We start from the raw sequence: 21,474 nt of genomic DNA, 5'->3' as shown, positions 1-21,474 counted from the left end.
GGCGGCAGATGGCCAGGACGACGGACGGGGGCGGAGTGCCCGTCCCTCAACGGCTGCTGGCCGCCGCCACCCGGCTCTTCGCCGAGCACGGCTACGACCGCACCTCGGTGCAGGAGATTGTCGAGGCGGCGGGCGTCACCAAGGGCGCCCTCTACCACTACTTCGGCTCCAAGGAGGATCTCCTCCAGGAGGTCTACGCCCGTGTTCTGCGCCTTCAGCAGGAGCGTCTGGACGCCTTCGCCGACGCGGACGAGCCGGTGGAGCGCCGGCTGCGGGCCGCCGCCGCCGATGTCGTGGTGACGACGATCGACAATCTGGACGACGCCTCTATCTTTTTCCGCTCGATGCACCATCTCAGCCCGGAGAAGAACAAGCAGGTACGGGCCGAGCGGCGGCGCTACCATGAGCGGTTCCGCGCGCTGATCGAGGAGGGCCAGCGCAGCGGTGTCTTCTCCACCGCCACTCCGGCCGATCTGGTGGTGGACTACCACTTCGGCTCGGTCCACCATCTCTCCACCTGGTACCGGCCGGACGGCAGCCTCACTCCGCAGCAGGTCGCCGACCATCTCGCGGACCTGCTGCTGCGGGCGCTTCGTCCGTAGGGCCTGTGCGCCGTACAGGCCCTACGGACGGGCCCTGAGAGGTCCCTCGGCTGCCGCCGGATCCTCTCAGGAGTTCTCAGGAGCTCTCAGTGGCTCTCCATGGCGGTGGCTCAGCACTCACCGCGCCAGACCACCTTGGTGACCGTGACACCGACGAAGTCGGCCTTGTACTCGCCGGGCCCCGGGTTGTAGTGGAAGCACTGGCCCCAGTCGCGGCCGTTGAACCGCCAGGAGAGCTGGACATGGTCGCCGCCGGCGAAGCGGACTCCGTTGTTGAAGACGGAGCGGACGCCGGCCACACTGCCCGACCAGTTGCCCGCGGTCTTCAGCAGCAGGCTGCCGCTCTGTCCCTCGCCGGAGTAGGCGCAGAAGTACTGCTTGGGACAGCCGGGCGGATTCGGCTCGGCCGAGGCGGCGGGCGCGGCGGCGACGACCGCCGCGAAGGCGGCGGACACGGCGAGAGCGGCGATCGAACGGTGACGCATGGTGGTTCCCCCTGTGGCTCCGGTGCACGGCTTGCGGTCGGTAGAGCGCTGCCGACGCTAGCCAGGGAAGAGGCCCGAGTTGAGACCCATGAGGCGATTACCACCGTAAAGGCTGAAATAAGTGGCGAATTGATGCCGCACGGCGCTCCTGACGACCACCGCGCGACCCTCGCGACGTCCCCGGCGACCCACGCGCAACCCTCGCGGCGCCTCCACCGCCACCATGCTTCCGGCCGCCCGAGCCTCAGAGGTACTTCTTCAGCTCCCGCCGCGCCAGCGACCGCTGATGCACCTCGTCGGGACCGTCCGCCAGCCGCAAGGTCCGCGCCGCCGCCCACAGTTCGGCCAGCGGGAAATCCTGGCTGACTCCGCCGGCGCCGTACAACTGGACCGCCGAGTCGATGATGTCCACCACCGCGCGCGGCGTGGCGATCTTGATGGCCTGGATCTCCGTGTGCGCGCCACGGTTGCCGACCGTGTCCATCAGCCAGGCCGTCTTCAGCACCAGCAGCCGGAGCTGCTCGACCGTCACCCGGGCGTCCGCGATCCAGTTCTGTACGACGCCCTGCCGGGCGAGCGGCCCGCCGAACGCCGTACGGGACACGGCCCGCAGACACATCAGCTCGATCGCGCGCTCGGCCATGCCGATCAGCCGCATGCAGTGATGGATACGGCCGGGCCCGAGCCGGGCCTGCGCGATCGCGAAACCGCCGCCCTCCTCGCCCACCAGATTCGTCGCGGGCACCCGTACGTTGTCGAAGACGACCTCGGCATGGCCGCCGTGGAAGTGGTCCTCGTAGCCGTACACCCGCATCGCGCGGCGCACTTCGAGCCCGGGAGCGGTGCGCGGCACCAGGACCATCGACTGCTGGCGGCGGATGTCCTCGCCGTCCGGATCGGTCTTGCCCATCACGATGAAGATGGCGCACTCCGGGTTCATCGCACCGGAGATGTACCACTTGCGGCCGTTGATGACATAGTCACCGCCGTCACGCTCGATCCTGGTCCGGATGTTCGTCGCGTCCGACGAGGCGACCTCCGGCTCGGTCATCGCGAACGCCGAGCGGATCTCGCCCGCGAGCAGCGGCTCCAGCCAGCGCTTCCGCTGCTCCCCGGTGCCGAACTGCGCGAGCACCTCCATATTGCCGGTGTCGGGCGCCGCGCAGTTCAGCGCCGTGGGCGCCAACTGCGGTGAGCGCCCGGTGATCTCGGCGAGCGGCGCGTACTGGAGATTGGTCAGCCCGGCGCCGTACTCCTTGTCGGGCAGGAACAGATTCCACAGCCCTTGCCGGCGCGCCTCGGCCTTCAGCTCCTCCACCACCGGCGGCGTGTCCCAGGGATCGGCCAGCCGCGCGCGCTGCTCCTGTGCCACCTGCTCGGCCGGCAGGACATACGCGTCCATGAAGGCGAGCAGCCTGGCGCGCAGCTCTTCGGTACGGGCGTCGAATGCGAAATCCATGGGTGGGACTCAGCCTTCCTGGAGTGTGGTGAGACCGTGCTCGATGAAGACGGGGACGAGATCGCCGATCCGGTCGAAGCCGGGTCCCACGGTCCGGCCGAGGGTGTAGCGGTAGTGGATGCCCTCCAGGATCACGGCGAGCTTGAACCAGGCGAACGCCGTGTACCAGGCGATGGCGGAGGTGTCACGGCCCGAGCGCGCCGCGTACCGCTCGACCAGTTCGCCGGGCGAGGGATGGCCGGCCGCTCCCGCCGTCGTACTGACCGGCGAGTCCGCCACCTCCAGGGGCTTGCTGTACATCACCAGCAGGCCCAGATCGGTGAGCGGATCGCCCAGCGTGGACATCTCCCAGTCGAGCACTCCGGTGATCCGGTCGTCCTTGTCCATCAGGACGTTGTCGAGCCGGTAGTCGCCATGGACGACGGTGGGGGAGGGCGAGCCGGGCAGCGCGCGGCCGAGAGCGGCGTGCAGTTCGTCGATACCGGCCAGCTCGCGGTCGCGGGAGGCGGCGAGCTGTTTGCCCCAGCGGCGGAGCTGACGGTCCAGGAAGCCCTCGGGCCGGCCGAAGTCACCGAGACCGACCGCCTCGGGATCGACGGCGTGCAGCTCGACCAGCGTGTCGACCAGCGCGAGGACGGCGGCGCGGGTGCGCTCGGGACCGAGCGGCGCGAGCTGTTCGGCCGTACGGTACGCCGTGCCCTCCAGATGCTCCATGACATAGAAGGGCGCGCCGAGGACGGACTCGTCCTCGCAGAGCAGCAGCGGTTCCGGTACCGGCACGGCCGTCGGATGGAGCGCGCTGATCACCCGGAACTCGCGCGCCATGTCATGGGCGGTGGCCAGCACATGGCCCAGCGGAGGCCTGCGGACCACCCAGCGCCCGGAGCCGTCGGTGACGGTGTACGTCAGATTCGACCGGCCGCCCTCGATCAGCCGTGCCTCCAGCGGCCCGCCCACCAGTCCGGGCCGGACGAGATCGAGCCGGCCGCGCAGCTTCTCGGGATCGAGTCCTGGCAGGGGAGCTGGGCTCATGGTGCGGTACCTCCGTGGGCGGTCGAGGGAGGGCAGGGCCGTACCGGCTGTACGGTCTTGCGACCATGATGCCGACCGGTCGGTATGCCGTCCAGTGCCGAAGCCCGATGCCGAAGCGCGGTGCCGAAGCCCAGTGCTGAAGCCTCGGTGCCGGGCGGCCCGGAGGCTCACAGGCTCACCTCATGACCGCCACCGCGCACACCGCCAGCAGTACGGTGCAGACCGCCGTGGCGACGGCGCCGCTCACCGGGAGCGCCCGCGGCCGTACGGAGTCCAGGGCCCGCACCCGGCGATGGGCCACGGCCAGAAAGCCCAGCCAGACCAGGGCGACGGCCGCGACGGCGGCCGGCGTGGCGGCCGTACCACCGCCGTGGATCGCCTGGCGGGCCGCCAGCACCGCCACGACGGTGCAGGTGAGTGTCGTACGCCGCCAGGCCAGCCGGGTGCGCTCCGGCTGGAGTCCGGGATCCCGGTCGGGCACCGGAGACGGAGGCACCTGGCCCGGAGGCACTGGCTCCGGAGGCCCGGGAGCGCCCGTCGGCATCAGCCCGCCCGGCCCAGCAGCACGATGATCAGCATCACCACCGCCACCAGTCCCACCGCCAGACTCAGCAGCGTGGGAAAACCGGACACCGGCAGATCCTCGCCGCGCCGCATCGCCAGCTCGCACCGCACCCAGTGGTTGACGGCGCGCAGCGCGCACAGGGCTCCGGCCGCGAGCAGCGCCACCGCGAGCCCGACCCGTACGCCCCAGCGCAGGTCCGGCAGAAACTGGTCGACCGCGAATCCGCCGCCCACCAGCGCGAGCGCCGTACGGATCCAGGCCAGGAAGGTGCGCTCATTGGCCAGCGAGAACCGGTAGTCGGGTGTCTCGCCCTCGTCGCCGATGCGCCCGGGCGCGAACCACAGCCGCAGGCTCCGTACAAAGCCGGTCACGTGCCGCACCCTACGCGGGCGGCGCGTGAGGCGCACGGGAGGCCCGGAGCCGCTCGTACGCCGCGAGGCCGTCCGGCACCCACTCCCACTCGCCGAGCCGCCGCTCCAGCTCGGCCTCCGTCAGGAAATCGTGCCAGTCGACCTCCTCCACCTGCGGATCGACCGGCAGCGCACAGCGCACCCAGTACACATACGCGCTCTCCCGGACGGATCCGTCCGGCGCGTCGTAGCGGAACGGGAACAGCGGTACGGGACGGTCGAGGCCAGACACGCCGAGCTCCTCCTCGGCCTCCCGCAGCGCCGCCTCGTCATAGCTCTCGCCCGCGCCCACGACACCGCCCACGAACATGTCGTAGAGAGAAGGGAAGACGAGCTTGCCGGCGGTCCGGCGATGGACGAACACCCGGTCCTCGGCGTCCCGTACCAGTACGAAGACACAGCGGTGGCGCAGGCCCTTGGCGTAGATCTCACCGCGTGGCGCCCGTCCGACCACACGGTCGTTCTCGTCGACGACGTCCAGGATCTCGTCAGCAGGGCTCATGAACCCCATCCAACCAGTTGACGTGTTACTCACGCGTACGGAGGATCGGACCACCTGCCCGGCCGCCTGTCCGGCCGGCGGCCCGCCATCTGCTCGCGAAGGACGGAAACCATGGCGTACGACGCTGATGTGATCGTGATCGGGGCGGGCCTCGCGGGCCTGGTCGCCACCGCCGAACTGGCCGCCGCGGGCCGGTCCGTCATCCTTCTCGACCAGGAGCCCGAGCAGTCGCTCGGCGGCCAGGCGTACTGGTCCTTCGGCGGGCTGTTCTTCGTGGACTCGCCCGAGCAGCGCCGGTTCCGGATCAAGGACAGCCGTGAACTCGCCCTCCAGGACTGGCTCGGCACGGCCGGCTTCGACCGTCCCGAGGACCGCTGGCCGCGCGCCTGGGCCGAGGCGTACGTCGACTTCGCGGCGGGCGAGAAGCGGGCCTGGCTGCATGCGCAGGGCGTGCGGTTCTTCCCGGTGGTGGGCTGGGCCGAGCGCGGCGGATACGACGCGCTCGGGCACGGCAACTCCGTACCGCGCTTCCACATCACCTGGGGCACCGGGCCCGCAGTGGTCGCGCCGTTCGAGCGGCGGGTGCGCGAGGGCGCCGCCCGAGGGCTGGTGACCTTCCGGTTCCGGCACCGTGTCACCGGCCTCGGCGCCACGGCCGGCGCCGTGGACACCGTCACCGGCGAGATCCTGGAGCCGAGCGACGCCGCACGCGGCACCGCGAGCAGCCGTACGGTCACCGGCTCCTTCGAACTGCGGGCGCAGGCCGTGATCGTCACCTCCGGCGGTATCGGCGGCAACCACGATCTGGTCCGCGCCCACTGGCCGGAGCGGCTCGGCACTCCGCCGCGCAAGATGCTCTCCGGAGTGCCCGCGCATGTCGACGGGCTGATGCTCGGCATCACGGAGGCGGCGGGCGGACACCACATCAACCGGGACCGGATGTGGCACTACACCGAGGGCATCGAGAACTGGAATCCGGTCTGGGCCCGGCACGGCATCCGTATCCTGCCGGGACCGTCCTCGCTCTGGCTGGACGCGACCGGGCGGCGGCTGCCCGTACCGCTCTTTCCCGGTTTCGACACGCTCGGCACGCTGGAGCACATCATGCGCTCCGGCCATGAGCACACCTGGTTCGTCCTCGACCGGCGCATCATCGGCAAGGAGTTCGCGCTCTCGGGCTCCGAGCAGAACCCGGATCTGACGGGCAAGTCGGTCCGTGGCGTGATCGGCCGTGCGCGCGCCGATGTGCCGGGACCGGTGAAGGCGTTCATGGACAAGGGCGTCGACTTCGTCGTGGAGCGGGATCTGGGCGCGCTCGTACGCGGGATGAACGCGCTCACCGGGAAGCCGCTGATCGACGAGGACCGGCTGCGCCGTGAAATCACCGCGCGCGACCGGGAGATCGCCAATCCCTTCACCAAGGACCTCCAGATCACGGCGGTCCGCGGAGCCCGTAGCTACCTGGGCGACAAGCTGATCCGTACGGCGGCTCCGCACCGCATCCTCGATCCGGCGGCGGGACCGCTGATCGCCGTACGGCTGAACATCCTCACGCGCAAGTCGCTCGGCGGTCTGGAGACGGATCTGTCCTCGCGTGTGCTGACCGAGGCGGGCGAGCCGCTGCCCGGTGTCTACGCGGCGGGCGAGGTGGCCGGGTTCGGCGGCGGCGGGATCCATGGCTACCGCTCGCTGGAGGGCACCTTCCTCGGCGGCTGTCTCTTCTCCGGCCGTGCGGCGGGCCGCGCGGCGGCGCAGGCGATCGGCTGACCGGCTGCCCGAAAGGCCGACGCGCCGACCGAGCCGCCGACCGGCCGACGCGCCGCGCCAGATCGGCCGACACGCCGTCGGAGTGGCTGACACGCCGCCATCGGACCGTTCCGCAACGTGACTTCGGCAACTCCGTCACGCCGTGCGAGAGGCATCGCCGTATGGGCCACGGTGGATGAAACCCATGTGAGCTGGGCTTCTGTACGAGAAGCGGATCAACCGTGCCGGAACGCGGAACAGTTGGCGTCGCTTTGCACCAAGACGGCCCTTGACGTGAAGCCTTGCCTACGGGTTGGCTGTCCGCGATCATCGCTCGTTCATGTGCCCTGGAGGATCACGCGGATGTCCCCGCCTCCGCCGCCCCTGGGCCGCTTGCGAAGACGTGGCTCACGCTCCGACCAGTTCTTCGATCCGGCCCTCGACGACGCCGAACTCGGCGCGGTAAGAGACCAACTGGCCCAGGGCCGTTGGTCCGAGGCCCGCACCCTCCTCGCCGCCACCGGTGACGACTGGGACCGGCGCGGACACCGGGCCGTCGTACTCGCCCAGGCCGCCGGCGCCGTCGCCTGGACCCGCGACTGGCTGCTCGCGGAACCCGACAGCTCCGACGCGGCGACCCTGCTCGCCTGTGCCACCGCCGTCGCCGCACTGCGCGGCAAGGAGCGCGAGGAGAAGGCCCGGGAGGCCTGCCGTGAGGCGGTCCGGAGGTCGCCGGCCGATCCCACTCCCTGGCTCGGACTGCTGCTCCTGGCCCGTACGCTCGGCACCGAGGAAGAGACCGCGCGGCTCTTCGACGAGGTCAGGAGCCGCCATCCGGAACACCATCACGCGCACCATCTGATGGCGGCGCGGCTCGCGGAACGGCACCCCGACGCGGGCCAGGATCCCTTGCACGAGGTGTACGACTTCGCCTCCTGGGCCGCCGAACAGGCGCCCGCCGACTCGCCGTTGGCGGTCCTCCCGGTGGTCGCCCACGCCGAGCGCTACCGCGTCCTCGCGGCGGCCGGGCATGAGCCCGCCGATCCTGCCGAATCCGGCCACTGGACCGGGCGCCGCGCCCGGCAGGTGCTGAAGGTCGCCTTCGACTGGTGGCTGGAGTGGGAGAGCGAGGAGCATCCGCGTAACCGCGTCGATCTCAACTTCCTCGCCCACGCCCAGTTCCACGACGGCCGTACCGCCGAGGCGGCGGCGCTCTTCCAGCGCATCGGCCCGCACATCACACCGGCGCCCTGGTCCTATCCGGACCGGGATCCCCGTAAAGCCTTCACCGCCGCGCGTGACGCCGCGTTCGGCGCCGCCTGACCAGCGCACCACCCTTCCCGAAAGGACACCCCTGTCATGCCGACGGGCAGTTCGAGCACGAGCGAGATCAATACCTTCAAAGGGCAGGAACGGGCCCTGCGCGCCGACCGGCTGGGCACACTGGGGCTGCTGCTCTCCGTGCTCGCCGCGAGCGCGCCACTGCTGACGGTTGCCGGTGTCATGTCCGCCGTCTACGGCGTGATGGGCGTCGTCGGCCAGCCCTTGCTGTATGTCGTCCTCGGGATCGTCCTGGTGCTGTTCAGCATCGGATACGCGGAGATGAGCCGGCATGTGCACAACGCGGGCGCCTTCTACGCGTATATCGCCCGCGGTCTCGGCCCGACCGCCGGTGCGGGTGCCTCGCTCGTGGCCCTGGTCGCCTACAACGCCATGCAGGTCGGCATCTACGGCATCTTCGGCTTCGAGATCTCCGGGCTCTTCGCCACCTATCTGGACATGAGCGTGGTCTGGTGGATACCGGCGCTCGTCGCCGTCGCGCTCGTCGGTCTGCTCGGCTGGCTGAAGATCGACCTCAACGCGAAGGTCCTCGGTGTGCTGCTGTTCATCGAGATCGCCCTGGTCGTGATCTTCGATGTCGCCGCGGTCGCGGATCCGGGCAAGGAAGGCCTGTCCCTGGCGGCGTTCAACCCGGACGCGCTGACCGGCGCGGGCATCGGCACCGCGCTCTGCTTCTGCATCGCCGCCTTCGTCGGCTTCGAACAGGCTCCCGTCTACGCCGAGGAGACCAGCCGTCCGCATGTCGTCGTCTCGCGCGTGATGTTCCTGGCCGTCGGTCTCTCCGCGCTCTTCCTGGCGCTGAGCGCCTGGGCGCTCTCCGTGGCCGCCGGGCCCGGCGAGATCGTCGCCCTCTCCGCGAAGGAGGGACCCGGGCTGATCTTCGGACTCACCGAGGCCCGGCTCGGCGCCACCTTCACCGATGTCCTGCATGTGCTCTATGTGACCGGTATGTTCGCGGCGCTGCTCAGCTTCCACAATGTCGTCGCCCGCTACGCCTTCGCGATGGGCCGTGAAGGGCTGCTGCCCGCCGCCTTCGGCCGTACCAACAAGAACAGCGGTGCGCCCGCCTCCGGCTCCGCGCTCCAGTCCGTGTTCTCGATCGTCGTGGTGCTCGCCTTCGCACTCACCGACGACAAGCCCGTCGGCGATCCGACCGCGCCGGTGCTGCGGCTGTTCACCTGGATGGGCAATGTCGGCGCGCTCGGTGTCATCGTGCTGATGGCCGCGGCCTCCTTCGCCGTCATCGTCTTCTTCGTACGGCGCGGTGCCGGCCGTCCGCAGGCGCCGCGCCTGGTCGCCTCGGCCCTGGCGGGCCTCGCGCTGGTGACGATCGCCGTGTACACGGTGAAGGACTTCGACGTCCTGGTCGGCGCGGGCCCCGGCTCCTCGCTGAGCTGGGTGCTGCCGGGAATCATCCTTCTCGCGCTGCTCGGCGGAGTGGTGTACGGACTGGTTCTGCGCTCCGCCAAGCCCGAGGTGCACGCCCGTATCGGGCTCGGCAACGAGGCCTTCCAGCTGGAGAAGGCCGCGAAGTCGGAGACGGCCGGGGTCTGACCGATCCGGTGTCGAGTGTCCGGTCTCGATGATCTGACGAATTACTGACGGATGTCCGCGGCCCCTGGCTTCCGGGGGCCGCGGGTGTTCTCCTCGATGAGTGAACTCTCAACAGAACGAGTCCGGAGGTGAGCCCGAAGGCGCGCCCGTGGGCCGCCGTCTGGTGCTCTCCATGCTCGGCCTGGGCGCGGCCGGACTCGTCGCGGCGCCCTACCTCCAGCGCGGCCTCGAAGCCTTCCTCGGCTCGGCCGCCGACAAGGATCCCACCGGTCTGACCGGACTGCTGCCCAACGGCGGCGGCTTCCGTTACTACTCCGTCACCGCCTCCGTGCCGCGCAAGGACGCGGACACCTACCGGCTGACGGTCGACGGACTGGTCGACCGGCCCACCACGTACACCCTCGACGCGCTGCGCAAGCTGCCGCAGACCAGGATGGTCCGCGATGTGCAGTGCGTGACCGGCTGGCGCGTCCCGCACACGCCGTTCGAGGGCGTACGGCTCTCGGACCTGCTCGACGCGGCGGGGGTGCGTCCGGGCGCCGGAGCGGTCCGTTTCACCTGCTTCGACGGCGCGTACAGCGAGAGCCTGACGCTGGAGCAGGCCCGGCGCGCCGATGTGCTGGTGGCGCTGAAGATGCGGGACGAGGAGATCGGGCACGCGCACGGCGGCCCGGTCAGGCTCTATGTGGCGCCGATGTACTTCTACAAGTCGGCGAAATGGCTCTCCGGGATCTCCGTCACCTCCGAGGTGCAGCCCGGCTACTGGGAGGAGCGCGGCTATGACGTCGACGCCTGGGTCGGCAGGTCCAACGGCCGCGACGACAGCCCGACCGTCTGAGCGGATACGGCGCTTCAGCCCGGCCGAGCGCTGGGTGCACCGTACGACCGGTGCGCTGATGCTGGTGTGCGTCGTGACCGCGGGCTGTCTGTACGTACCGCAGCTCGCCGAACTCGTCGGCCGCCGGTATCTCGTCGTCACCGTCCACGAGTGGTCGGGACTGCTGCTGCCGGTGCCCGTGCTCCTCGGTCTCGGCTCCCGTGCCTTCCGCGCCGATCTGCGCCGGCTCAACCGCTTCCTGCCGTACGACAAGGAGTGGCTGCGTGCCGCACTGCGGCGCGATCCGCGTCCCGCCTCCCGGCCGGCCGGGAAGTTCAACGCGGGTCAGAAGCTCTACGCGAGCTGGATCGCGGGCGCCGTGCTGGTGATGCTCGGCACGGGCCTGCTCATGTGGTTCACCGGTCTCGCGCCGGTCGTCTGGCGTACGAGCGCCACCTTCCTCCATGACTGGCTGGCCCTGGCCATCGGCATCGTGCTCGTCGGGCATATCGGGATGGCGTACGGAGATCCCGTGGCCCGGCGCGGTATGCGCACCGGATCGGTGGGCCGGGCGTGGGCGGAGCGGGAGCACTCCCGGTGGAAGGAGGAGTGATCCGGCCCGCCCATCCCTGGTCACCACGGAACGCGGCTACAACACCAGCGAGAGCAGCAGCACACAGCCCAGACCGACCACGGAGATGATCGTCTCCATCACCGACCAGGTCTTGAGCGTCTGGCCGACGTTCATCCCGAAGTACTCCTTCACCAGCCAGAATCCCGCGTCGTTCACATGGCTGAAGAAGAGCGAGCCCGCACCGATCGCCAGCACCAGCAGCGCGGTGTGCGTGCTGGACATGTCCGCTGCGAGCGGCGCCACCAGACCGGCCGCCGAGATGGTCGCGACGGTCGCCGAGCCGGTCGCCAGCCGGATCGCCACCGCGATCAGCCAGGCCAGCAGCAGCGCCGGGATCGACCAGTCCTCGGAGATGTCCAGGACCATCCGGCCCACTCCGGAGTCGATCAGCGTCTGCTTGAAGCCGCCGCCCGCGCCGACGATCAACAGCACGCCCGCGATCGGGCCGAGCGACTTCTCGACCGTCGAGGCGAGCCGGTCCTTGGTGAATCCGGCCGCGCGGCCCAGCGTGAAGAGACCGACGATGACGGCCGCGAGCAGCGCGATCAGCGGCGAACCGACCACGTCCGCGACCCGCTGGACGGTGTGCTCCGGATCGTCCACGACGATGTCCACGAGCGCCTTGCCCAGCATCAGCACCACGGGCAGCAGCACGGTCGAGACGGTCGCGGCGAAGCTCGGCCGCCTCTCCAGCTCCTCGGAGGCGCGCTGCGGCACCATCTTGTCCGGAGCCGGGATGTCCACCCAGCGCGCCGCGTACCGGGAGAAGAGCGGTCCGGCGATGATCACGGTCGGAATGGCGACGACCACGCCCAGCGCCAGTGTGAGGCCCAGATTGGCACCGATCGCGTCGATCGCGACCAGCGGCCCGGGGTGCGGCGGGATCAGCCCGTGCATCACGGAGAGCCCGGCCAGCGCCGGAACGCCGATCCGCATCAGCGAGTAGTTGCCGCGCTTGGCGACCAGCAGCACCACCGGGATCAGCAGCACGATGCCGACCTCGAAGAAGAGCGGCAGCCCGATCACCGAGGCGATGAGGACCATCGCCCAGGGCATCGCGCGCCCGCCCGCCTTCGCGAGGATCGTGTCCACGATCTGGTCCGCGCCGCCGGAGTCCGCGAGGAGCTTGCCGAGGATCGCACCGAGCGCGATCAGCACGCCCACACCCGCGACGGTCGAGCCGAGGCCGGTGGTGAAGCTGGCTATGGCCTTGTCCAGCGGAGCACCCGCGAAGGCGCCGAGCGCCAGCGTGCCGATGGTCAGGGCCAGAAAGGCATGGAGCTTGGCGACGGTGATGAGGAGGACGATGACGGCGATACCGGCGAGTACCGCTATGCCCAACTGGGCGTTGCCCGCCGAGGTGATCGGCTCGACGGCATCCGCCGCCAGCGTCTCGACGCTGAGACTGGTCACGGGGGATTCCTTCAGTTCTTGTCGAGCCGGCGCAGCGCGGCGACGGCCCGTTCGGTGATTTCCTGTGGGGTACCTGACACATCGACGGCGACGCCCGCCTCATCGGCCTCCAGGTTCTCCAGGGCCGCGAACTGCGAGTCCAGGAGCGCGGGAGGCATGAAGTGGCCCTTGCGTTCCGCCAGCCGCCGCCCGATGAGCGCCCGGTCGCCGGTGAGATGCAGAAAGACGGCGCCGGGCGCGGCGGCGCGCAGCCGGTCGCGGTAGGCGCGCTTGAGCGCGGAGCTGCTCACCACACCGCCGAGCCCGGCCCGTTCGTGCGCCCAGCTCCCGATCGCGTCGAGCCACGGCCACCGGTCCGCGTCGTCCAGCGGAACGCCGGCGGACATCTTGGCGATGTTCGCCGGCGGGTGGAAGTCGTCGCCCTCGGCGTACGGGACGCCCAGTGCGTCGGCGATCAGGGGCCCGACCGTGGTCTTGCCGGTTCCTGACACGCCCATCACCACGACGACGTGGGGGGTGCTCATCGCTTGCCTCGCTGTCTTCTTCGACATCGGTCGGTCGCGGACATCGGTCCGTCGCGCTACTGAAACGTATTAGGTACGACGTATTCAAGAGTCTGTGATGTAAACGTCGTACTTTTTACCTGCCGACTCCGGCCCGTAGGCTTGGTCCATGACCACAGAAGGCCGGGGCCTGCATACCCGTGTGCTCGACGCTCTCGGCCTCGCCATCACGGCGGGCGAGTACCCGGCGGGCAGCGTGGTCCGCACGGACGAGGTCGCCCAGCGCTTCGATGTCTCGCGCACGGTCGTCCGCGAGGTGGTCCGCGTCCTCGAATCGATGCATCTGGTGGAGTCCAGGCGCCGGGTGGGCGTGACCGTACGTCCCACCGAGGAGTGGAACGTCTACGATCCGCGGGTCATCCGCTGGCGCCTCGCCGGTACGGACCGGCCGCGCCAGCTCCGTTCACTGACAGTGCTGCGCTCCGCGGTCGAGCCGGTCGCGGCCGGACTCGCCGCCCGCCACGCCACGCCCGAACAGTGCGCCGCGCTCACCGAGCAGGCGCTCGGGATGGTCGCCACCTCGCGAGGGCGCCGGCTGGAGGAGTATCTCGTCCATGACATCGCCTTCCACCGGGTGGTACTGAACGCGTCGGGCAACGAGATGTTCGCGCGGCTCGGTGATGTGGTCGCCGAGATCCTCACCGGCCGTACGCATCACCAGGTGATGTTCGACGATCCGGATCCGGCGGCCGTGACGCTCCATGTGGGAGTCGCCGAGGCCGTACGCGAGGGCGACGCGGCCCGCGCCGAGGAACTCACCAGGGAGATCGCCGTCGGCGCCCTCCAGGAACTGGACGTCCTGGCGCCCTGACGGGCGCCGATGTCCACCGGCAGCCGCCTGGGCGCGGGATAGTGGTGCCTGACGTTCCGTCCGAGAGGTGAGGAAAGGCAGGTCCTGGCATGGCGCAGCAGGTGCGAGGGGTCATCGCTCCAGGCAAGAACGAGCCGGTACGGGTCGAGACGATCGTCGTACCCGACCCCGGGCCCGGCGAGGCCGTGGTGACGGTGCAGGCGTGCGGTGTGTGCCACACCGATCTGCACTACAAGCAGGGCGGGATCAACGACGACTTTCCCTTCCTCCTCGGCCATGAGGCCGCGGGCGTGGTGGAGTCGGTCGGCGAGGGCGTCACCGAAGTCGCGCCCGGTGACTTCGTCGTCCTCAACTGGCGTGCGGTGTGCGGCGCCTGCCGGGCCTGTCTGCGCGGCCGGCCGCAGTACTGTTTCAACACCCACAACGCCCGGCAGAAGATGACACTGACGGACGGTACGGAACTCTCCCCGGCGCTCGGCATCGGCGCCTTCGCGGAGAAGACCTTGGTCGCCGCCGGCCAGTGCACCAAGGTCGATCCGAGTGTCTCACCGGCCGTGGCGGGACTTCTCGGCTGCGGTGTGATGGCCGGTATCGGCGCCGCGATCAACACCGGCCAGGTCGGCCGCGGCGACTCCGTCGCGGTCATCGGCTGCGGCGGTGTGGGCGACGCGGCCGTCGTCGGCGCGCGGCTCGCGGGCGCGGCCCGGATCATCGCCGTCGACATCGACGACCGCAAGCTGGAGACGGCGAAGTCGATGGGCGCCACCCACACCGTCAACTCCCGCTCCACCGACCCGGTCGAGGCGATCCGCGAGCTGACCGGCGGCTTCGGCGCGGATGTCGTCATCGAGGCGGTCGGCCGCCCGGAAACGTACAAACAGGCCTTCTACGCCCGCGACTTGGCCGGGACCGTCGTCCTCGTCGGGGTGCCCACTCCGGAGATGAAGCTCGAACTGCCGCTGATCGACGTCTTCGGCCGCGGCGGCTCCCTCAAGTCCTCCTGGTACGGCGACTGTCTGCCCTCCCGTGACTTCCCGATGCTCATCGACCTGCACCAGCAGGGCCGTATCGACCTCGCCGCCTTTGTCACCGAGACCATCGGACTCGGCGATGTGGAGAAGGCGTTCGCTCGGATGCACGAGGGCGATGTCCTCCGCTCGGTGGTGGTGTTCTGATGACCGTCCGTATCGACCACCTCGTCACCTCCGGTACCTTCTCGCTCGACGGCGGCACCTGGGACGTCGACAACAACGTCTGGATCGTCGGCGACGACTCCGAGGCGATCGTCATCGACGCCGCGCACGACGCCGCCGCCATCGAGGAGGCGCTCGGCGGCCGGACGCTGCGCGCCATCGTCTGCACCCATGCGCACAACGACCATATCGACGCGGCTCCGGCCCTCGCCGCGGCCACCGGCGCGCCCGTACTGCTGCATCCCGACGATCTGCCGCTGTGGAAGCAGACGTACCCGGAGCAGCTCCCGGACGGTGAGCTGACCGCCGGCAGGACACTCTCCGTCGGCGGCACCACGCTGACCGTGCTCCACACTCCCGGGCACGCGCCCGGCGCGGTCTGTCTCCATGCGCCGGAGCTGTCCACGGTCTTCACCGGCGACACCCTGTTCCAGGGCGGTCCGGGCGCCACCGGACGGTCCTTCTCGCACTTCCCGACGATCATCGACTCCATCCGCGACCGGCTGCTCGTTCTGCCGCCGGAGACCGTCGTACGGACCGGCCACGGCGACTCGACCACCATCGGCGCCGAGGCGCCGCACCTGGCGGAATGGATTCAGCGCGGCCACTGAGCCGGCCGCAGAAGCCGCGAGCGGCTTTCGAAGCGGTACGGCTCGCCCGTCACCGGATCGGTGAACGCCAGTACTTTCGCCAGCAGTTGGAGAGGCCGGGCATAGTCGTCCGGTCCCTCCTCCAGGACCACCGGATAGACCGGGTCGTTCAGCAGCGGCAGTCCGAGGCTGTTCATATGGACCCGGAGCTGATGGGTACGGCCGGTGGCCGGCGACAGCCGGTACCGGCCGAAACCGCCGTGGTGCTCCAGCAGTTCGATCCGGCTCTCGCTGTTCGGCTCGCCCGGCACCTCCCGCGCGGCCAGCACTCCGCGCTCCTTCTCGATCCGGCTGCGCACCGTGACGGGCAGCGCCACCGTCTGGTCGTACGGCGCCACCGCCTCGTACTCCTTGCGTACGCGCCGGTCCCGGAACAGCGTCTGGTACGCGCCGCGGTCCTCGGCCCGTACGACAAAGAGCGCGAGACCGGCCGTCAGCCGGTCGAGCCGGTGCGCGGGCTGGAGCTCGGGCAGCTCCAGCTCCCGCCGCAGTCTGGCCAGCGCGGTCTCGGTGACATGGCGCCCGCGCGGAGTGGTGGCCAGGAAGTGCGGCTTGTCCGCGACCACGATCCGCTCGTCGCGGTGCACGATCCCGATCTCGAACGGCACCCGCTCCTCCGGGACGAACTCCCGGTGGAACCAGATATACCGTCCCGCCGTGTACGGCTCCGCGCCCGCCACCGGACCGTCCACTCCGACGAACCGGCCCGCGCGCAGTATCGCGTCGACGCGCTCCACACCGATGGCATGCCCGAACCGCGCGACCAGATGATCCCGTACGGTCTCCCACTCGCCACCGGGATCCGCCGGCAGCCGCACCCGTACCGGATCGATCCCGTCCCGCTGCGGCAGCGGCGCGGGCGGCGGCGGATGTCGATATCTGCGTGCCACAGCTCCCCGCGCCCTTCCCGGTGTGGTCTTTTCAGTGTGGTCTCTGCCTCACGGAGCGTCGGCGCCGAGAGTCTACCGATGCAGGCGTACCGATGCCGGCGTACCTCGTTCGGCCCTCGGGCGGGCAGCTCGGGGTGGTATGGCATGGTTCCGGTGCCGGTGAGCCGCATGATGGTCCGGTGATCAGTGTTCTGTTCGCCCTCCTGACCGCGATCAGTAACGGCTCCGCCTCGGTGCTCCAGCGCCGGGCCGCCGCCACGGCGCCCGATGCCGAGTCCATGCGGCTCTCGCTGATCAGACATCTGCTGCGGCAGAAGGTATGGCTGGCGGGCATCGGTCTGGTGATCGTGGCGGCGGTGTGCCAGGCGGTGGCGCTCGCCACCGGGCCGATCGCCGTGGTGCAGCCGATCTTTGTGATCGAACTGCCCGCCACCCTGCTGATCGCCGCACATGTCTTCCACCGCCGCCTGCCGCCCGGCGTCTGGTTCGGCGTGGCCGCGGTGACCGGCGGGCTCGCGCTGGGCATGGCCACCGCGGCACCCGGCGGAGGCCATGAGTCCGTACAGGACTACGCCTGGATCCCGGCGCTGATCGCCACCGGGATCTTCGAGGCCGTACTGATCCTCTGGGCGCTGCGGCTGCGCGGCAATCCGCGCGCCGCGCTGCTCGGTCTCGCCGCGGCCTGCGGATACGCGCTGACCGCCGCGCTGATGAAGGACGCCGTGGCGCGCCTCGACAACGGCGGCGGTGCCGCGGCGCTGTTCTCCTCCTGGCAGCTCTACGCCACCGCGGTGGCCGGCGTGGGCGCGCTGTTCCTGTTGCAGAACGCGCTCCAGGCCGGCTGGCTGGCCGCCTCCCAGCCGATGCTCACGCTCGGCGACGCGCTGATCAGCATCACCTACGGCGTGACGCTGTTCGGCGAGACCTTGCGTACCGGCTGGTGGCTGGTGCCTCAGATCGTGGCCGTCGGAGTGATCGCGGTGGGCTGTGTGGATCTGGCCAAGTCGCCGCTCGCCGCGGGCGGCCCGCCTCCGCCGCCTCGCGTCCGCTGACGCGAGAGCGACGAGGGCGGCACAGGGCACGCGCGCGGCGCCTGGCCTCAGTCGAGGTGTATCTCGGGCTGATAGAGATCGAACCAGTGGTACAGGTCCAGCACCCGTTCCAGACCGCGCCGGTCGCCGCTCGGCATGGTGACGTTCCGCCCGACGGCTTCGGTCAGCCAGGCCCGGTCGACCAGGGTGAACACCGGATGGTCGTGGTCGGCGAGCACCTCTTTCGCCTGCTGCTGGAGGGCGGCTCCGTAGCCGGGATCCTGGGTGGAGGGGTAAGGGCTCTTCCGCCTGCCCTGCACGGACGGCGGCACCACATGCGCGGTGGCGTGCCGCAGCAGGCTCTTCTCCCTGCCGTCGAAGCTCTTCAGCGACCACGGCGTGTTGTAGACGTACTCGACCAGCCGGTGGTCGCAGAACGGCACCCGCACTTCGAGTCCGACCGCCATCGACACGCGGTCCTTGCGGTCGAGCAGCATCCGGACGAACCGGGTCAGATGCAGATTGCCGATCGTACGCATCCGCCGCTCGTGGTCATCGGTGCCGGGCAGATGCTCGACCGCCGCCACCGCCGTCGCGTACTGGTCGGCGACATAGGTGTCGAGATCGAGGGAGCGGCGCAGATCCGGGTGGAGGGCCGCCGCCCGGTCCTGGCTCATCGGACTGCTGTAGGCGAGCCACGGGAAGGTCTGCGCGTTGACCGCGGCGGGATCGTGGAACCAGCGGTAGCCGCCGAACACCTCGTCCGAGGACTCGCCCGACAGAGCCACCGTCGACTCCGCCCGGATGGCCTTGAACAGCAGATACAGCGAGGTGTCCGTCTCGCCCAGACCGACCGGTATATCGCGTGCGGTGATCACCGCACGGCGCAGCTCGGGATCGGTCAGCTCGTGCGGGCTGAGTGTCACGAAGCGGTGGTCCGAGCCGACCAGATCCACCACATCGCGGATGTACGGCGTATCCGGGCTGTCCCAGTTCTCGTCGGCCCGGAAGGTCTCCTCCCGGTTGGCGAAGTCCACCGAGAACGTACGCAGCCGCTCGCCCTGTTCGGCCAGCCGGGCCGCGGCGAGTCCGGTGACCGCGCTGGAGTCGAGGCCGCCGGAGAGCAGGACGCACTGCGGCACATCGGCGACGAGCTGGCGGCGCACGATGTCGGTCATCAGCTCACCGACCTTGGCGACCGTCGTGTCCTGGTCGTCCGTGTGCTCCGTGGCGTCGAGCTTCCAGTAGACGCGGCTGCGGATGCCCCGGGCGTCGACGGTCACGACGGTGGCGGGCTCGATCTCGTACATGTCCTTCCACAGGGCCCAGCCGGGCGCCATGGTGAACGCGATCAGCTCGCGCAGACCGGCGGTGTCGACCGCCCTGCGGGCCGCCGGATTGGCCAGGATCGCCTTGGGCTCCGAGCCGAACAGAACGCCGTCGGAGGTCGGGTAGTAGTAGAAGGGCTTGACGCCCAGCCGGTCGCGGACCATGACCAGCTTGTTCTCGCGCTCGTCCCAGATCGCGAAGGCGAACATGCCGTTGAGGCGCTCGGCCAGGCCCTCGCCCCACTCCAGATAGCCGAGCAGGACGACCTCGGTGTCACTGACGGTACGGAACCGGTGGCCTCGGCTCTCCAACTCGGCCCGCAGCTCGGTGAAGTTGTAGACCTCGCCCGTGTAGACCAGGGCGACGGTGCCGTTGGGCGTCCGTACCTCCATCGGCTGTCTGCCGCCGGCGAGATCGATGACCGCCAGCCGCCGATGGCCCAGGCCCACATGCGGCCGGACCCAGACGCCCGCGTCGTCCGGGCCTCGGCAGGCCATGGTGTCCGTCATGGCGGCCAGTACCTCGCGGCGCTCCGTCAGATCGGAGTCGTAGGAGACCCAGCCGGCGATTCCACACATAAGGAGTCACTCCTGGTAGCAGTGCGACGGTGGTGCGGGGGCGAGCGGAATTGCTTCCGAAAATCGATGGCGATACCTGGCCGGGCTGCTTGAATTCTTCTATCACTTTGCGTCGAGACCTGTCCAGGGTTCGACGATTGGACGGCACCGACGGCCGTAAGCTGTCCAGCCGGGGAAACTCATCAGTTGGACAGCCGGGCGGTCAGGTATTTTCCTGGCGGACCCGAACAGCGGCACACCGCCGTATTCCCGCGACCGCCCGTATCTCCTGGGACGGTCGCGGACCGCTGTCCGGTGCCGAAAGGGCCGGTGCCGTACCGGAATACGTGACCATTCATTGCCGAAATCTTTGCCGTTATGTCTCTTGCGGGCCGCCCGGGCATCCGTACGGGGATGGATTTCTGTCGAACCGGAGCGAAATTTCCACGGAACCATAGACGTGGCACGGCCGCCCGCAGGTCGCGGAGGCTTGCGGCGCACCGGTTCCGCCGTGTGCCGCGGCGCGTGCGCGATGCCGTGCACCGTCTGCGACTTTTGTGGCATTGACGTTCTCGACATTCATTCCCTAGTGTTGCGGCGGATCTTCATCGGAGGTTTATCTCATTTCCTTGCGATGGTTGGGGTGTTAATGGTGAAGAATTCAACGGCCGGTCCTCTCAGAAGAGAGAGCGGCCTTTCCTATGAATGCTGGGGCGCGATTCCGGGACGCCGGCGGAAGCTGCTGGGACCGGTGGTCAAGGTGGTCATCGGGTCATTGGTGATTGCCGATACACCGCGGACCACCGGGGAGAATCCGGAGCATGTCAGAATGCTGGCCGGTGCTCTGGGTGAATTCCCGCCGATCGTTGTGCACCGTGCGACCATGCGCGTGGTCGACGGTCTGCACCGGGTGCGCGCCGCCGAGCTGCGCAAGCAGGAGTTCATCACCGCCCGGATGTTCGAGGGCGACGAGGCCGAGGCGTTCGTCCTCGCGGTACAGGCGAATCTGGCGGGCGGACTGCCGCTCTCCGTCGCCGACCGCAAGGCAGCCGCCGCGCGTATCATCGCCTCGCATCCCCAGTGGTCGGACCGATTAACTGCCTCCGTCACCGGGCTGTCCGCCAAGACCGTCGCCGAGGTACGCCGCAGACACCCCGCGGAGACGACACGCCGGCCGGACAGCAGGATCGGCAAGGACGGGCGGGTGCGGCCCACCGACGCCGTGGAGAAGCGCCGGCTCGCCTCCGAACTGATCCTGCGCAACCCGGAGTTGTCTCTCCGGCAGATCGCCAAGGCGGTGGGTATCTCACCGGAGACGGCACGCTCGGTCCGCGCCCGGCTGCTGCGTGAGGAGGATCCGGCCGAACGGGAGCCCGACGAAGGCCGGTGGACGGCCGAGCCGCCTCCGCTGCCGCTCCCGCCCACACTCCAGCCCTCGCCTTCGCCCTCGCTTCCAGATCCAGATCCGGGTCCAGATCTGGCCTCGGCCTCGGACTCGGCTTCCGCTTCGGCTGACGCGCGTAGAGGCTCCGGACCGGGCCCGGAGCCCACGGACCGCTCCTCGGTGGTCCAGCGGCTCAGGACGGATCCCTCACTGCGCTACAGCGAGAACGGGCGCACCCTGCTGCGTCTGATGGAAGCCCACGCCATGAGCAGCGAGAAGTGGGCGACTCTCGCGAACAGCGTCCCGGCCCACCGTCGACGCGCCATCGCCAACGCGGCGATGGAGTACGCCAAGAGCTGGCGGGTCGTCGCCGAGCAACTGGCCCGCAACGCGCCTCACTCCGCCTAGCGATCCGGCACAGCGACTCGGCACTGCGATTTGGCACAGCGATCCGGCACTGCGACGCGGTCCGACGCCATGACGTTCCCGTTCCCGGCCGGTACTCA

General features: G+C 69.8%; 21 protein-coding genes. 11 read left to right on the top strand and 10 right to left on the bottom strand.

Annotated features, from left to right (window positions below):
* Positions 1-8 precede the first annotated feature (8 nt).
* Positions 9-602, top strand: coding sequence for a TetR/AcrR family transcriptional regulator (locus tag ACFV6H_RS10030; protein ID WP_384777735.1), 594 nt, complete (start codon positions 9-11; stop codon positions 600-602).
* A gap of 110 nt (positions 603-712) precedes the next feature.
* On the opposite strand, the gene ACFV6H_RS10025 is transcribed toward ACFV6H_RS10030, so the two are convergent.
* The 6 genes from ACFV6H_RS10025 to ACFV6H_RS10000 all read right to left on the bottom strand — a co-directional run bounded on the left by ACFV6H_RS10025 (position 713) and on the right by ACFV6H_RS10000 (position 5,055).
* Entirely contained in the window at positions 713-1,087 is a 375-nt protein-coding gene (locus tag ACFV6H_RS10025; RefSeq protein WP_384777732.1) for a peptidase inhibitor family I36 protein, read from the bottom strand.
* 244 nt (positions 1,088-1,331) lie between these two features.
* Complete coding sequence (locus ACFV6H_RS10020; protein ID WP_385540270.1) at positions 1,332-2,546, bottom strand: acyl-CoA dehydrogenase family protein; 1,215 nt, start codon at positions 2,544-2,546, stop codon at positions 1,332-1,334.
* Positions 2,547-2,555: 9 nt separating this feature from the next.
* On the bottom strand, positions 2,556-3,578 hold the full coding sequence (locus ACFV6H_RS10015; RefSeq protein WP_385540268.1) for a phosphotransferase family protein: 1,023 nt from the start codon (positions 3,576-3,578) through the stop codon (positions 2,556-2,558).
* A 175-nt stretch (positions 3,579-3,753) separates the two neighbouring features.
* Positions 3,754-4,059, bottom strand: a complete 306-nt coding sequence (locus ACFV6H_RS10010) for a DUF202 domain-containing protein (protein ID WP_385540266.1) — start codon at positions 4,057-4,059, stop codon at positions 3,754-3,756.
* 62 nt (positions 4,060-4,121) lie between these two features.
* Positions 4,122-4,514 (bottom strand): YidH family protein, encoded by a 393-nt coding sequence (locus ACFV6H_RS10005; RefSeq protein ID WP_384777720.1) that lies wholly within the window; start codon positions 4,512-4,514, stop codon positions 4,122-4,124.
* Positions 4,515-4,524: 10 nt separating this feature from the next.
* Positions 4,525-5,055 (bottom strand): NUDIX domain-containing protein, encoded by a 531-nt coding sequence (locus tag ACFV6H_RS10000; RefSeq protein WP_385540263.1) that lies wholly within the window; start codon positions 5,053-5,055, stop codon positions 4,525-4,527.
* A gap of 111 nt (positions 5,056-5,166) precedes the next feature.
* Between ACFV6H_RS10000 and ACFV6H_RS09995 the strand changes: the two genes are divergently transcribed.
* From ACFV6H_RS09995 to ACFV6H_RS09975, 5 genes are all read left to right on the top strand, one after another.
* The gene (locus tag ACFV6H_RS09995; protein WP_385540261.1) at positions 5,167-6,822 is read left to right on the top strand and encodes an FAD-binding dehydrogenase; all 1,656 of its coding nucleotides are present in this window, start codon (positions 5,167-5,169) and stop codon (positions 6,820-6,822) included.
* Positions 6,823-7,164: 342 nt separating this feature from the next.
* A complete protein-coding gene (locus ACFV6H_RS09990; protein ID WP_385540259.1) occupies positions 7,165-8,124 on the top strand; it encodes a hypothetical protein in 960 nt (319 codons plus the stop codon).
* Between the two features lie 36 nt (positions 8,125-8,160).
* A complete protein-coding gene (locus tag ACFV6H_RS09985; RefSeq protein ID WP_384777708.1) occupies positions 8,161-9,696 on the top strand; it encodes an APC family permease in 1,536 nt (511 codons plus the stop codon).
* A 172-nt stretch (positions 9,697-9,868) separates the two neighbouring features.
* Positions 9,869-10,534, top strand: coding sequence for a molybdopterin-dependent oxidoreductase (locus ACFV6H_RS09980; protein WP_384976882.1), 666 nt, complete (start codon positions 9,869-9,871; stop codon positions 10,532-10,534).
* Positions 10,476-11,126 carry a cytochrome b/b6 domain-containing protein gene (locus tag ACFV6H_RS09975; protein WP_385540257.1) on the top strand — a complete coding sequence of 217 codons (651 nt, stop codon included), beginning with the start codon at positions 10,476-10,478 and terminating at the stop codon, positions 11,124-11,126. Before ACFV6H_RS09980 ends, ACFV6H_RS09975 begins: the two co-directional genes overlap by 59 nt.
* Before the next feature lie 36 nt (positions 11,127-11,162).
* On the opposite strand, the gene ACFV6H_RS09970 is transcribed toward ACFV6H_RS09975, so the two are convergent.
* Both ACFV6H_RS09970 and ACFV6H_RS09965 read right to left on the bottom strand, forming a co-directional pair.
* Positions 11,163-12,560, bottom strand: coding sequence for a GntP family permease (locus ACFV6H_RS09970; protein WP_385540255.1), 1,398 nt, complete (start codon positions 12,558-12,560; stop codon positions 11,163-11,165).
* Positions 12,561-12,571: 11 nt separating this feature from the next.
* Positions 12,572-13,084, bottom strand: coding sequence for a gluconokinase (locus ACFV6H_RS09965; RefSeq protein WP_385540253.1), 513 nt, complete (start codon positions 13,082-13,084; stop codon positions 12,572-12,574).
* A 148-nt stretch (positions 13,085-13,232) separates the two neighbouring features.
* On the opposite strand from ACFV6H_RS09965, the gene ACFV6H_RS09960 reads away from it, so the two are divergent.
* From ACFV6H_RS09960 to ACFV6H_RS09950, 3 genes are all read left to right on the top strand, one after another.
* Positions 13,233-13,934 (top strand): FadR/GntR family transcriptional regulator, encoded by a 702-nt coding sequence (locus ACFV6H_RS09960; RefSeq protein ID WP_093589213.1) that lies wholly within the window; start codon positions 13,233-13,235, stop codon positions 13,932-13,934.
* Between the two features lie 89 nt (positions 13,935-14,023).
* Positions 14,024-15,109 (top strand): S-(hydroxymethyl)mycothiol dehydrogenase, encoded by a 1,086-nt coding sequence (locus ACFV6H_RS09955; RefSeq protein WP_384777695.1) that lies wholly within the window; start codon positions 14,024-14,026, stop codon positions 15,107-15,109.
* A complete protein-coding gene (locus ACFV6H_RS09950) occupies positions 15,109-15,738 on the top strand; it encodes an MBL fold metallo-hydrolase (RefSeq protein WP_385540250.1) in 630 nt (209 codons plus the stop codon). The genes ACFV6H_RS09955 and ACFV6H_RS09950 overlap by 1 nt, the downstream gene beginning before the upstream one ends.
* On the opposite strand, the gene ACFV6H_RS09945 is transcribed toward ACFV6H_RS09950, so the two are convergent.
* Positions 15,723-16,667: an RluA family pseudouridine synthase gene (locus ACFV6H_RS09945; RefSeq protein WP_385540248.1), complete on the bottom strand. Its 945-nt coding sequence runs from the start codon at positions 16,665-16,667 to the stop codon at positions 15,723-15,725. The genes ACFV6H_RS09950 and ACFV6H_RS09945 overlap by 16 nt on opposite strands.
* 179 nt (positions 16,668-16,846) lie before the next feature.
* On the opposite strand from ACFV6H_RS09945, the gene ACFV6H_RS09940 reads away from it, so the two are divergent.
* Complete coding sequence (locus tag ACFV6H_RS09940) at positions 16,847-17,719, top strand: DMT family transporter (protein ID WP_384976700.1); 873 nt, start codon at positions 16,847-16,849, stop codon at positions 17,717-17,719.
* Between the two features lie 47 nt (positions 17,720-17,766).
* On the opposite strand, the gene asnB is transcribed toward ACFV6H_RS09940, so the two are convergent.
* Positions 17,767-19,605: an asparagine synthase (glutamine-hydrolyzing) gene (gene asnB / locus ACFV6H_RS09935; protein ID WP_385540246.1), complete on the bottom strand. Its 1,839-nt coding sequence runs from the start codon at positions 19,603-19,605 to the stop codon at positions 17,767-17,769.
* A gap of 862 nt (positions 19,606-20,467) precedes the next feature.
* Here asnB and ACFV6H_RS09930 point away from each other — a divergent pair.
* A complete protein-coding gene (locus tag ACFV6H_RS09930; protein WP_385540244.1) occupies positions 20,468-21,376 on the top strand; it encodes a hypothetical protein in 909 nt (302 codons plus the stop codon).
* Positions 21,377-21,474 lie beyond the last annotated feature (98 nt).

This window comes from Streptomyces sp. NPDC059743, assembly GCF_042732975.1.
Classification (GTDB): domain Bacteria; phylum Actinomycetota; class Actinomycetes; order Streptomycetales; family Streptomycetaceae; genus Streptomyces.
This window is presented reverse-complemented; position numbering and strand designations above follow the sequence as displayed.

Excerpts from the sequence above, each read along its gene's own strand:
- asnB (WP_385540246.1), bottom strand. The coding sequence starts at position 19,605 with ATGTGTGGAATCGCCGGCTGGGTCTCCTACGACTCCGATCTGACGGAG.
- ACFV6H_RS10030 (WP_384777735.1), top strand. The coding sequence starts at position 9 with ATGGCCAGGACGACGGACGGGGGCGGAGTGCCCGTCCCTCAACGGCTG.
- ACFV6H_RS09930 (WP_385540244.1), top strand. The coding sequence starts at position 20,468 with ATGCGCGTGGTCGACGGTCTGCACCGGGTGCGCGCCGCCGAGCTGCGC.
- ACFV6H_RS09950 (WP_385540250.1), top strand. The coding sequence starts at position 15,109 with ATGACCGTCCGTATCGACCACCTCGTCACCTCCGGTACCTTCTCGCTC.
- ACFV6H_RS09975 (WP_385540257.1), top strand. The coding sequence starts at position 10,476 with ATGACGTCGACGCCTGGGTCGGCAGGTCCAACGGCCGCGACGACAGCC.
- ACFV6H_RS09990 (WP_385540259.1), top strand. The coding sequence starts at position 7,165 with ATGTCCCCGCCTCCGCCGCCCCTGGGCCGCTTGCGAAGACGTGGCTCA.
- ACFV6H_RS10025 (WP_384777732.1), bottom strand. The coding sequence starts at position 1,087 with ATGCGTCACCGTTCGATCGCCGCTCTCGCCGTGTCCGCCGCCTTCGCG.
- ACFV6H_RS10015 (WP_385540268.1), bottom strand. The coding sequence starts at position 3,578 with ATGAGCCCAGCTCCCCTGCCAGGACTCGATCCCGAGAAGCTGCGCGGC.
- ACFV6H_RS10020 (WP_385540270.1), bottom strand. The coding sequence starts at position 2,546 with ATGGATTTCGCATTCGACGCCCGTACCGAAGAGCTGCGCGCCAGGCTG.
- ACFV6H_RS09960 (WP_093589213.1), top strand. The coding sequence starts at position 13,233 with ATGACCACAGAAGGCCGGGGCCTGCATACCCGTGTGCTCGACGCTCTC.
- ACFV6H_RS09955 (WP_384777695.1), top strand. The coding sequence starts at position 14,024 with ATGGCGCAGCAGGTGCGAGGGGTCATCGCTCCAGGCAAGAACGAGCCG.
- ACFV6H_RS09965 (WP_385540253.1), bottom strand. The coding sequence starts at position 13,084 with ATGAGCACCCCCCACGTCGTCGTGGTGATGGGCGTGTCAGGAACCGGC.
- ACFV6H_RS09980 (WP_384976882.1), top strand. The coding sequence starts at position 9,869 with ATGCTCGGCCTGGGCGCGGCCGGACTCGTCGCGGCGCCCTACCTCCAG.
- ACFV6H_RS09995 (WP_385540261.1), top strand. The coding sequence starts at position 5,167 with ATGGCGTACGACGCTGATGTGATCGTGATCGGGGCGGGCCTCGCGGGC.
- ACFV6H_RS10000 (WP_385540263.1), bottom strand. The coding sequence starts at position 5,055 with ATGAGCCCTGCTGACGAGATCCTGGACGTCGTCGACGAGAACGACCGT.
- ACFV6H_RS09985 (WP_384777708.1), top strand. The coding sequence starts at position 8,161 with ATGCCGACGGGCAGTTCGAGCACGAGCGAGATCAATACCTTCAAAGGG.